General features: G+C 75.1%; 10 protein-coding genes. 2 read left to right on the forward strand and 8 right to left on the reverse strand.

Features of this window, described 5'->3' with window-relative positions; all coding sequences use genetic code 11:
- Positions 1 to 104: 104 nt before the first annotated feature.
- Positions 105 to 1,706: an ABC-F family ATP-binding cassette domain-containing protein gene (locus FHL79_RS19775; RefSeq protein ID WP_138760286.1), complete on the reverse strand. Its 1,602-nt coding sequence runs from the start codon at positions 1,704 to 1,706 to the stop codon at positions 105 to 107.
- 187 nt (positions 1,707 to 1,893) lie between these two features.
- Between FHL79_RS19775 and FHL79_RS19780 the strand changes: the two genes are divergently transcribed.
- Together FHL79_RS19780 and FHL79_RS19785 are read left to right on the forward strand one after the other, a co-directional pair.
- Positions 1,894 to 3,972: an SCO7613 C-terminal domain-containing membrane protein gene (locus FHL79_RS19780; protein ID WP_246081029.1), complete on the forward strand. Its 2,079-nt coding sequence runs from the start codon at positions 1,894 to 1,896 to the stop codon at positions 3,970 to 3,972.
- A 59-nt stretch (positions 3,973 to 4,031) separates the two neighbouring features.
- On the forward strand, positions 4,032 to 5,867 hold the full coding sequence (locus FHL79_RS19785) for an SCO7613 C-terminal domain-containing membrane protein (RefSeq protein WP_138760288.1): 1,836 nt from the start codon (positions 4,032 to 4,034) through the stop codon (positions 5,865 to 5,867).
- Here the strand turns inward: FHL79_RS19785 and FHL79_RS19790 are convergent.
- The 7 genes from FHL79_RS19790 to sufD all read right to left on the reverse strand — a co-directional run.
- Positions 5,807 to 6,460, reverse strand: coding sequence for a GNAT family N-acetyltransferase (locus FHL79_RS19790; protein ID WP_179966106.1), 654 nt, complete (start codon positions 6,458 to 6,460; stop codon positions 5,807 to 5,809). The two genes, FHL79_RS19785 and FHL79_RS19790, sit on opposite strands and share 61 nt — an antisense overlap.
- A 62-nt stretch (positions 6,461 to 6,522) precedes the next feature.
- Positions 6,523 to 6,900: a metal-sulfur cluster assembly factor gene (locus FHL79_RS19795; RefSeq protein WP_138760289.1), complete on the reverse strand. Its 378-nt coding sequence runs from the start codon at positions 6,898 to 6,900 to the stop codon at positions 6,523 to 6,525.
- Between the two features lies 1 nt (position 6,901).
- Entirely contained in the window at positions 6,902 to 7,363 is a 462-nt protein-coding gene (sufU, locus tag FHL79_RS19800; protein WP_138760290.1) for a Fe-S cluster assembly sulfur transfer protein SufU, read from the reverse strand.
- Between the two features lie 2 nt (positions 7,364 to 7,365).
- Positions 7,366 to 8,691, reverse strand: a complete 1,326-nt coding sequence (locus tag FHL79_RS19805) for a cysteine desulfurase (protein WP_138760291.1) — start codon at positions 8,689 to 8,691, stop codon at positions 7,366 to 7,368.
- The gene (gene sufC / locus FHL79_RS19810; protein WP_138760292.1) at positions 8,688 to 9,521 is read right to left on the reverse strand and encodes a Fe-S cluster assembly ATPase SufC; all 834 of its coding nucleotides are present in this window, start codon (positions 9,519 to 9,521) and stop codon (positions 8,688 to 8,690) included. Before sufC ends, FHL79_RS19805 begins: the two co-directional genes overlap by 4 nt.
- 10 nt (positions 9,522 to 9,531) lie before the next feature.
- Entirely contained in the window at positions 9,532 to 9,876 is a 345-nt protein-coding gene (locus FHL79_RS19815; protein WP_026844241.1) for a non-heme iron oxygenase ferredoxin subunit, read from the reverse strand.
- Positions 9,877 to 9,879: 3 nt separating this feature from the next.
- A partial coding sequence (sufD, locus tag FHL79_RS19820) for a Fe-S cluster assembly protein SufD (protein ID WP_179966107.1) occupies positions 9,880 to 11,203 on the reverse strand: 1,324 nt, incomplete at its 5' end.

Below are 11,203 nucleotides of genomic sequence, written 5' to 3' on the forward strand. Positions count from 1 at the left end.
TCGTGCGGAGCCGCTGCCCGTGTCCCGGTCGGGGACCCTCCGGGCCCCGCGACCGGTCCACCGCTGCGCGAGAGTGAGGCCACGACCGGAGGGGCCGTGGGTGTTCAGGCCAGCGAGACCAGGTCGGCGAAGTCGGCGCTCCAGGTGTCCTCCGTGCCGTCGGGCAGGATGATCACCTTGTCCGGGTTCAGCGCGTGGACTGCGCCCTCGTCGTGCGTCACCAGCACGATCGCGCCCTGGTAGGTGCGCAGTGCCTCCAGCACCTGCTCGCGGCTGGCCGGGTCCAGGTTGTTGGTCGGCTCGTCCAGCAGCAGCACGTTGGCGCCGGAGACCACCAGCGTGGCCATCGCCAGCCGGGTGCGCTCACCACCGGAGAGCGTGCCGGTGCGCTGGTCGACGGCGTCGCCGGAGAAGAGGAACGCGCCCAGGATCCGGCGCAGCTCGGTGTCGGTGCTGTCCGGGGCCGCGGAGCGCATGTTCTCCAGCAGCGAGCGGTCCATGTCGATCGTCTCGTGCTCCTGCGCGTAGTACCCGATCCGCAGCCCGTGCCCGGGCTTCACCTCGCCGGTGTCGGGGGTCTCGGTGCCGGCGAGCATGCGCAGCAGGGTGGTCTTGCCCGCGCCGTTGAACCCGAGGACGACGACCCGGGTGCCCTTGTCGATGGCCAGGTCCACGCCGGTGAAGATCTCCAGCGAGCCGTAGCTCTTGCTCAGGTGCTCGGCGGTGAGCGGCGTCCGGCCGCACGGGGCCGGCGTCGGGAAGCGGAGCTTGGCGACCTTGTCCTGGACCCGCACCTGCTCCAGGCCGGCGGCCAGCCGCTGGGCGCGCTTGTCCATGCTCTGCGCGGCCTTGGCCTTGGTGGCCTTGGCCCGCATCTTGTCCGCCTGCGCGGAGAGCGCGTCGATCTTCTTCTCGGCGTTGGCCCGCTCCGCCCGGCGGCGGCGCTCGTCGGTCTCCCGGGCGTCCAGGTAGCGCTTCCAGCCGAGGTTGTAGACGTCGACGGTGGCCCGGTTGGCGTCCAGGTGCCACACCTTGTTCACGACGGCGGCGAGCAGGTCGACGTCGTGGCTGATGACGATGAGGCCGGCGCGGTGGCTGGCCAAGAACCCCTTCAGCCAGACGATGGAGTCGGCGTCCAGGTGGTTGGTCGGCTCGTCCAGCAGCAGCGTGTCGGCGTCGGAGAAGAGGATGCGCGCCAGCTCGACCCGGCGGCGCTGGCCACCGGAGAGGGTGCGCAGCGGCTGGCCGAGCACCCGGTCGGGCAGCCCCAGGTTGGTGCAGATGCGGGCGGCGTCGCTCTCCGCGGCGTATCCACCGAGCGCGGCGAACTGGTCCTCGAGCCGGCCGTACTGGCGGACGGCGCGGTCCATCTCGGCGTCGTCGGCGGGCTCGGCCATCGCGATCTGGGCCTTGGTGAGCTTCGCCTTGAGGACGTCGAGCCCGCGGCCGGAGAGCACCCGGTCGCTGGCGGTGATGTCCAGGTCGCCGCTGCGGGGGTCCTGCGGGAGGTAGCCGATCTCCCCGGTCACCTCGACCTTGCCGGCGTGCGGCACGCGCTCGCCGGCCAGCGTGGTGAGGGTGGTGGTCTTGCCGGCGCCGTTGCGCCCGACCAGGCCGATCCGGTCCCCGGGCTGGACGCGCAGGTCGGCGTCGCTGATGAGGATGCGGGCGCCGGCACGCAGCTCGAGGCCGGTCGTCGTTATCACTGATCCCAGGGTAGGCCCTCGGCGGCGGTCTTCCGACCCCTTTACCGGGTGACGTGCACGTCACCCGCTTGTGGAATACGCCCTGGACGGGGGCGCGGCACGCCAGGATGCGCTCATGTACCCGCGTGGACCTGCGTGTCCTGTCTGTGCGGCCGAGGTCACCGGCCCGCCCGCTGCCGCCTGCCCGGTGTGCGGCCTGCCCGCGGCCGGTCAGGCCGGCTGGGTGCTGGGTCGGATCGGCGCGACGCTGGAGCAGCTCACCCGCGAGCGCGACGAGCTGCTGACCACGCTGCGCGCCGCCGCGCCGGGTGTCCCGCCGTCGCCGGCCGCGGCCGTGCGACCGGCCGAACCGTGGGCCCCGCCGCCTCCCGTCCCCACCCCGTCGGCCGAGCAGCTGCCGCGCTGGACCCCTGTCCCCGACGGCTCGCCGCCGGTCCCCCGGCGGCGGCTGAGCCCGCAGCAGGTGCTGCTCGGGCTGGGCGCCGTCCTGCTGGTCGCCGGTGCGCTGGCGTTCGTGGCCCTGGGCTGGACGCGGTTCGGGCTGGTCTTCCAGGCCACCGTGATGCTCACCGGGACGGCAGCGGCGTGCGCGGTGTCGGCCTGGGCCGCGCGCCGCGGGCTGCGGGCGACCGAGGAGACGCTGGCCGCCGCGGGCACCGCCCTGCTCGCCGTCGACCTGGGCGCGGCGCACGCCCGGGGGCTGCTCGGGCTGGACCAGGTGCCGCTGCGGCCGTGGACGGCGGTGTCCTGCCTGGTCGTGGCAGCCGTCGCCCTCGCCCTGGGCCGGCTGACCCGCAGCACCGTCACCTGGCCGCTGGCGGCCCTGCTGGCGGTCCAGCCGGTGCCCGCGCTGCTGCTCGGTCCGGACGCGCTGGCCGGCCCGGCCGGCGTCGCCGTCGCCCTGGCCCTGGCTGCGGTGGACCTCGCCCTGGTGCTGGCGCTCCGGCCGGCACTCGTGCCGGTCGCCCGGCTGCTCGCGGTGCTGTGGGCGGGCCTCGGGGTGGCAGGCGGCCTGCTGATCGGCCAGGCCGGGGACATCGGGGACGCCTGGACGGCGACCGTGCTGCTCGCCGCCGCAGCCGTCGCGGCGGTGGTGGTCCTGCGGGCGCCCCGGGTGACCGGCCGGCCGATGCCCGCCCGGACCGTGGTGTCCGCGGCCGGCCTGGTGGTCGGCGTCTCGGTCGGCCAGTCCCTGGGGCTGAGCGGCTCGGCCGGGCCGGTGCTGGCCGGCGCCCTCGCCCTGCTGCTGGCCACCGCAGCGGTGCTGCTGTCCGGGAGCCGGCCGCTGCGCGGCCCGCTCCCCCGGGTCGCGCTGCCCGACGTCCGCACCGCGCTGCTGGCCGCCGGGGCCGCACTCGCGGTCGTCGGGGGCCAGCAGCTGCTCGACGCCGAGCGGTTCACCCCGCTGGCGCTGCTCGTCCTCGCGGCCACCGTCCCGGCCGCCCTGGCCGCCGTCCGGGTGCCGGGCGTGCGCGACGGCAGCACGTTCGTCGCACTGCTGGCCCCCGCTGCCGCCGCGCTGCTGGCCCGGGAGGGCGGGGCGCTGACCAGCCCGACGACCGGGCTGCTGGTGGCGCTGGTCGGCGCCGGGGCCTTCGCGGTGGCCACCGGGCGGGCCGGTGCGCCGGAGGAACGGGTCGCCGCGGCGGCCGGCACGCTGGCCGGTGTCGCCGCCGGGGTGACCACCTCCTCGGTCGGGGCGTGGGGGCAGGTGGGCCTGCAGCTGGGGGTCGTGGGCGTCGCCGCAGGTTGCTACGCCCTGGTCGCCCGGCGGCCACCGGTGGCGGCGTTCGCCCTCGCCGACCTGGTGCTGGCCACGTGGACAGCCGTGGGCGGTGCCGGTGTCGAGACCCCGGAGGCCTACACGCTGCCCGCCGCGGTCGCGCTGCTGGTCGGCGTCCTCCCCCGGCTGCGGACCCGTGGACCGTCGTGGGCCGCCGAGGGAGCCGCGGTCGGCGTGGCACTGGTGCCCTCCACGCTGGCGGTCGCCGCCGCCCCCACCGCGCTGCGTCTGGTGCTGGTGGTGGCCGGGGCGGTCGCGATGGTGGCCGTCGGCACCCTCGCGCACCGGCAGGCGCCGTTCGTCCTCGGCTCCTGCGCGCTGGCGTTCGTCGCCGCCACCCGGTTGGGGCCCTACGCACCACTGCTGCCGTCGTGGGTGGCCTTGGCCGCCGCCGGCCTGCTGCTGCTGGTCCTCGGCGCGACCTACGAGCGCCGGTTGGCCCAGGCCCGGGAGGCGGTGGCCTGGGTGGGCCAGATGAGCTGAGCGGGGCGGAGCCGGCCCCCGTAGCGTGGGCCGGCGACGTCGGCGGGGAGGTGATCGGGGTGCCGCAGGAGCCCGAGGTGCACTACCCGCCTCCGCTGGGCCGCGCCCTGCCGCCCCCGCCCGCCCCGCCGGCCGACGAGGGCCTGCGCCGGGTGACACCGCAGCAGGTGCTGCTGGCCGCCGGGGCGGTCGCGGTCGTGGTCGCCGGGGCTGCCTCTCTCAGCCTGACCGGTCGACTGGTCTCCACCGTCCTCGCGCTGGCCGCCGCGGCGGCGTCCGTGCGCAGTGCGCGGCGCGGCCTGCGTGCCTCGGAGGAGACCCTGGCCATCGCGGCCGTGTCGCTGTCGGTGCTCGGCGACCGTGCCACCTCGACGGATCGTGGCGTGCTGGTGCTGGGCCTGCTCGCCGGCCTCTGGTGGCTGCTGGGGCGGGTCGCGCGGAGCACCGTCACCTGGCCGGTCGCCGCGTGGCTGACCGCCCAGTTCGCGGTGCTCACCGCGCTCACCGGCGGGGAGCCGGCTGCACCGGCCCAGGTCGCGGCCGTGCTCGGCACGGCGGTCGCCGGCCTGCTGGTCGCGGTGCGCGCCCGGCGGCCGGTGGCGGGGACCGCACTGGTCACCGCGGCGCCGTGGTGGGTCACCGGCGTCGTGCAGGGCCTCCACCTGGTGTGGACCACGCCCTCCGGGTCCGCCGCCGCCCTCGTCGGGCTGCTGCTCGTCGCCGCGGCGGGCGCGCTGCTGGCGCTGCGCCGCCGGCCGTCGCTGCGGCGACTGCTCGGCCCGCGCCCGGCGGTGCCCGTGCTGGCGGGTGCGGTCACCGGCGCCGCGGTCGCCGGGGTGCTGCAGGCGCTCGGGCCGGCGGGCGGGCCGGCGGCGGGCTACCTCGGGCTGGCCACCGCCGCGCTGGTCGGCCAGTTCGCCTCGCCGCACCCCCGGTCGCTGGTGCGCCCGGCCGGCCTCGCGGTCGCCGCCACGGCCACCGGGGCGTCCGTCGTCCAGCTGCTGGCCGAGGGCCACGGGACGGCGCTGGCCCTGCTGTTGCTCACTGCCGCGGCGCCGGCGGTGCTGGTCGCCGCCCGGCAGCCGGTGGACCGTCCCGGCGCGCTGCCCGTCACGGTCGGCTGCCTGGCCGGGTCCGCGCTGTTGGCCGAGGCCGACGGGTCGCTGGCCCCCGGCTGGACCGGACCGCTGCTCCTGACGCTGGCGGTGGTCGCGCTGGCCGCGGCCACCCTGGAACGCCACTCCCGGGCGGAGGTGCCGCTGGCCGTCTCCGCCGTGGTGGTGGGCGTGGTCGCCGTGGCCCACGTCGGGCGCACCGGGGACGCGGCTGCCGCCTCGGTCGCGCTCGCCGTGCTGGGCGCCGCCCTGGTCGGCTACGCCGACCGCACCTCACGTGCCCCGGCGCGCGCCGGTGGCTGCGCAGCGCTCGTCGGCGCCGCCTGGCTCGCCATCGGGGACGCCGGGGTACGCGTCCCGGAGGCGTACACGCTCCCGCTGGCCGCGGTGCTGCTGCTGTACGCGGGCCGCCGGCTGCGCACCGGGGACTCGTGGTCGTCCTGGGGGCCGGCCCTCGTCGCGGCGTTCGGCCCGTCGGTGGTGCTGAGCCTGGTGCAGCCCGACCTGCTGCGGGTGCTGCTCGTGGTCGTCACTGCCACGCTCACCACCATCACGGCCACCGGCCTCACGGCCGCCAGCGAGGGAGTGCGGGCACCGTTCCTGGTGGGCGCGACCAGCCTCGTCGTCGTCGCCGTCGGCCGGCTGGCCGCGGTGCTGCCGGCGGCCGGGTCGGTCGCGGTCGCCGTCGCCGGCGTGCTGCTGCTGGGGGCCGGCGCGAGCTACGAGAGCCGTCGCCGCCAGGCCCGCGAGGCGGTCGCCTCCCTCGCCGACATGCGCTGACCCCGGGGGCCATGGTGGCCGACATGGCCCCCGGGGTCAGGGGTGAAGAGGACCTCGGCGGCGACGGGGCGCCAGCCGGCGGCCAGGAAGGACCGCAGGGACGCCGTGTTGGCCGGCGCGACCTGGGCCCACAGCGGCGCCCCGCCGGGCACCAGCCCCGGGGCGGCCACCGCGAGGGCGGTGCCCAGCCCTCGTCCGCGCGCGGACGGCTCGACCTCCACGCCGACCTCCCACCGGCCGCACACGCCCCGGCCGAGGGTGAGCAGCCCACCGGCGTCCGGGGTGGTCCACACCCGGACGTCGGTGCGGTGCCGCAGCGACCGCTGCACCCGGGGGTGCTCCCCCGGCAGCGCCGCGACCAGCTCGATCCCGGCGCGCAGCGGGGCGGGCGGCGCGACCAGCAGCGCGTCGAGGACGCCCGGTTCCGTGCCGACCCGGTCGGCGAGCGCAGCCAGGAACCGCGCCCCGAGCGGGACCTCGATCGGGTCGCGCGCCACCTCTGCGGCGACCCACGCCGGGTCGACGTCGGCCGCGACGACGTGCCACGCCGTGCCCCCGACGACGAGTGCCCGCACCCCGGAGGGTGCGGGCACGGTCGTCACGGTCGCGTCGGCCGGGGGGACCTCCCCCGCAGCCAGCCGATCGAGCAGCTGCCTCAGACGCGGAAGCCCAACGCGCGGAGCTGCTCACGGCCGTCGTCGGTGATCTTGTCCGGGCCCCACGGCGGCATCCAGACCCAGTTGATCCGGATGTCGTCGACCAGACCGGGGCCGGGGCCGCCGGTCAGGGCCTGGCGGGCCTGGTCCTCGATGACGTCGGTCAGCGGGCAGGCCGCCGAGGTCAGCGTCATGTCGATGATCGCGACGTTGGCCTCGGTGTCGACGTCGAGGCCGTAGACCAGGCCCAGGTCGACGACGTTGACGCCCAGCTCGGGGTCGACGACGTCGCGCATGGCCTCCTCCACGTCCTCGAGCAGCGCGGACTTGCCGCCGTAGATGCCCTCGGCCGGGGTCGGCTCGGTGGTCTCGCTCATGTCAGTTCGTCCCTCCACTGGAGGCGAGCGCGCGTGCGCTCGCGTCCTTCAGCGCCATCCAGCTCATCAGTGCGCACTTGACCCGGGCCGGGTACTTGGAGACGCCTGCGAACGCGACGGCGTCTTCCAGGTCGTCCTCGAGCTCCTCGGCCACGGCAGCGTCGCCCTTGCTCTGCATCAGCCGCATGAACTGCTCGCCGGTGCCCAGCGCGGTGGTCACGTCCTTGCCGATGACCAGGTCGTACATCGCCGAGACCGACGCCTGGCTGATCGAGCAGCCCATGCCCTCGTAGGAGACGTCGGCGATCGTGTCGCCCTCCAGGTGCACCCGGAGGGTCACCTCGTCGCCGCACGTCGGGTTGACGTGGTGCACCTCGGCCTCGAACGGATCGCGGAGTCCGCGGCCGTGGGGGTTGCGGTAGTGGTCCAGGATGATGTCCTGGTACATCGACTGCAGCTGCATCGTCACTTCACCTCGGTGGGTGCAACACCGAAGAAGCGCTGAGCTTCCCGGACGCCCTCGACCAGCGCGTCGATGTCGTCGTAGCCGGTGTGCACGTAGAACGTGGCCCGGGTGGTGGCGGGCACGCCGTAGCGGCGGACGACCGGCCAGGCGCAGTGGTGCCCGACCCGGACGGCGATGCCCAGGTCGTCGAGGACCTGGCCGACGTCGTGCGGGTGGATGCCCTCGACGGTGAAGCTGATCGCCCCACCCCGGGCCACGGTGTCCGGCGGCCCGATCACGGTGACGCCGGGGACGGACTGCAGCTGCTCGAGCGCGTACGCGGTCAGCGCCTCCTCATGGGCGAGGACCTTGTCCATGCCGAGAGCCTGCAGGTACTCCACCGCGGCACCGAGCCCGATCACCTGCGCGGTCATCGGCACGCCGGCCTCGAAGCGCTGCGGCGGGGCGGCGAAGGTGCTGCCCTCCATCCGGACGACCTCGATCATCGAGCCACCGGTCAGGAACGGCGGCAGCGCGTCCAGCACCTCGTACCGGCCCCACAGCACGCCGACCCCGGTGGGGCCGAGCATCTTGTGCCCGGAGAAGACCAGGAAGTCCGCGCCCAGCGCCGCGACGTCGACCGGCTGGTGCGGCACCGACTGCGCGCCGTCGACCAGCACCAGCGCGCCGACCTCGTGCGCCCGGGCGACGATGTCGCCCAGCGGGTTGATGGTGCCCAGGATGTTCGACTGCTGGGTGACCGCGACCAGCTTGGTGCGCTCGTTGACCACGGTCGCCAGGTCCGACAGGTCCAGCCGACCGTCATCGGTCAGCCCGAGCCAGCGCAGGGTCGCCCCGGTGCGCTCGCACAGCTGCTGCCACGGGATGAGGTTGGCGTGGTGCTCCATCTCGGTGACCACGATCTCGTCACCCTGACCGACGGCGTACCGGCGGAACTCCGGCTCCTTCGCCGTCGCGGCATTGGACAGCGCGTAGGCGACCAGGTTGATCGCCTCGGTGCTGTTCCGGGTGAAGACGACCTCGTCGACCGCGGCACCGATGAACCCGGCGATGGTGGCCCGGGCCGCCTCGTAGGCGCCGGTCGCCTCCTCGGCGAGCTGGTGGGCGCCGCGGTGCGGAGCAGCGTTGATGTTCTCGTAGAACCAGCGCTCGGCGTCCAGCACGCTGCGCGGCTTCTGGGAGGTCGCCCCCGAGTCGAGGTAGACCAGCCGCTTCCCGTCACGGACCGTGCGGGTGAGGATCGGGAAGTCCGCCCGGACAGCCTCGACGTCCAACGGGAGCGGCACCTGGTGCGCCCCAGCGGGACGCGAGACGGTCTGGGTCATGACGGGTTGGCCTCCAGGGCAGCCTGCTCGTTCGAGTCCTTGACGTAGGCGGCGTAGCCCTCGTTCTCCAGCTTCTCGGCGAGCTCGGGGCCACCCTCCTCGACGACCCGGCCGGCCACGAAGACGTGCACGTAGTCGGGCTTGATGTAGCGGAGGATCCGCGTGTAGTGCGTGATCAGCAGGACGCCCACCGGGCTGTCGGCCTTGGCCCGGTTGACACCCTCGGAGACGATCCGCAACGCGTCGACGTCCAGACCGGAGTCGGTCTCGTCGAGGATCGCGACCTTCGGCTTGAGCAGGCGCATCTGCAGGATCTCGTGGCGCTTCTTCTCACCGCCGGAGAAGCCCTCGTTGACGTTGCGCTCGGCGAAGGCGGAGTCCATCTCCAGCGCCTCCATCTCGGTGCGCACGTCCTTGACCCAGCTGCGCAGCTTCGGCGCCGTGCCGGTCACCGCGGTGGCCGCGGTGCGCAGGAAGTTCGACACCGAGACGCCGGGGACCTCGACCGGGTACTGCATGGCCAGGAACAGCCCGGCCCGGGCGCGCTCGTCGACGGTCATCGCGAGGACGTCCTCGCCGTCCAGGGTGACGGTGCCGCCGGTGATCGTGTACTTGGGGTGCCCGGCGATCGAGTAGGCCAGGGTCGACTTGCCCGACCCGTTGGGGCCCATGATCGCGTGGGTCTCGCCGCCACGGACGGTCAGGTCGACGCCGCGGAGGATCTCCTTGACGTCGTCCCCCTCGCCGACGGTGACGTGCAGGTCGCGGATCTCCAGCACGCTGCCGGCGGTGGTGCCGGTGGCGGTGGGTGCGGTGGTGGGGCTGGTCACGGGGTGCTCCTCAGTGGGTGGCCGCGGCGATGGGGGCGTCGACGTCGACGAGGACGTCGTCACCCTCCACCCGGACCGGGTAGACGGGGACCGGCTCGGTGGCCGGGAGGTTCGTGGGCTGGCCGGTGCGCAGGTCGAAGCAGGAGCCGTGCAGCGCGCACTCGATGGTGGGCGCGCCGTCGAACTCCTCGACCTCGCCGTCGGTCAGCGGGATGTCGGCGTGCGAGCAACGGTCCTCGAGGGCGTAGAGCTCACCGTCGAAGTCGACGACCGCGACGTCGACGTCGGGCAGCTCGATCCGCAGCGACCCGTCCTCGGGCACCTCGGACCGGGCGCACACCCGCTCGAAGGCCATCGGTCAGGCCACCTCGACCGGCTGCTCCTCGAGGTCCGGCAGTGCACCGAGGCGGGCCTCGATGGTGGTCATCAGCCGGTCCTGGAGAGCGGGGATGCCGATGTGCTGGACGACGTCGGCGAAGAAGCCGCGCACGACCAGCCGGCGGGCGGTCTCGGCGTCGATGCCGCGGGAGCACAGGTAGAACAGCTGCTCGTCGTCGAACCGGCCGGTGGCGCTGGCGTGCCCGGCGCCGACGATCTCGCCGGTCTCGATCTCCAGGTTGGGGACCGAGTCGGCGCGGGCGCCGTCGGTGAGCACCAGGTTGCGGTTGAGCTCGTAGGTGTCGGTGCCGGTGGCCGCGGGCCGGATCCGGACGTCCCCGATCCAGACGGTGCGGGCGTTCTCGCCCTGCAGCGCGCCCTTGTAGACGACGTTGCTGCGGCAGTTGGGCGTGTTGTGGTCCACCCAGAGCCGGTGCTCCTGGTGCTGGGTCTCGTCGGCGAAGTACAGCCCGAAGAGGTCCACCGAGCCGCCGGGGCCGGCGTACTGCACGTTGCTGACCAGCCGGACGAGGTCACCGCCCAGGGTGACCACGACCTGCTTGAGGGTGGCGTCCCGGCCGACGACGGCGTCGTACTGACCGCCGTGCACGGTGCCCGGCGCCCACTCCTGCACCGAGACGACGGTGAGCTGCGCGCCGTCGCCGAGCAGGAAGGCCACGCCACCGGAGTACTTGGCGAGCCCACTGTGGTCCAGCACGACGGTGGCCTGGGCGAACTGCCCGACCTCGACGACCAGCTGGCCCCAGACGACGTCCTCGCTGCCGGTGCCGGACAGCCGCAGGCTGGCCGGGCGGTCGAGCACGGCCTCCTTGGCGATCCGCAGCACGTCGGCGCCGTCGCTGTTGCGCCGGGTGAGCGCGGCGAGCCGGTCGACCGGCTCGGGCAGCCCCTCCAGCAGCGGGTCCCCGGCGGGCACGGAGGTCAGCTCGACACCCTCGGGCAGGTCGGTGTCCCACTGCAGGCGGGTCGTGGACGGGGCGCCGTCCAGCAGCGTCCGCACCCGGCGGAGCGGGGTGAACCGCCACTCCTCCTCCCGGCCCGTGGGCCGCGGGAACGCGTCCGGGTCGGGAGAGGTGAAGCGCTCGGCGGGCGAGCCGGTCGGCGCCGGGCCACCGTGCGAGTGCGCCCCGGGGGGCGTGTCGCCGGCGCTGCCGGTGCCGGGCGCCGGGGTGGTCGGCGGGCCGGCCTGGGCGCCCACGCCCGGAGCGAACAGCTCCGAGGCGAGGGCGGCCTTCTCCTCGTGCGCGAGCTCGGCGGTGCTGGTGTCCGGGGTGGGCTGGGTG

The sequence above is a fragment of the Modestobacter altitudinis genome, assembly GCF_005930475.1.
Taxonomy (GTDB): domain Bacteria; phylum Actinomycetota; class Actinomycetes; order Mycobacteriales; family Geodermatophilaceae; genus Modestobacter; species Modestobacter altitudinis.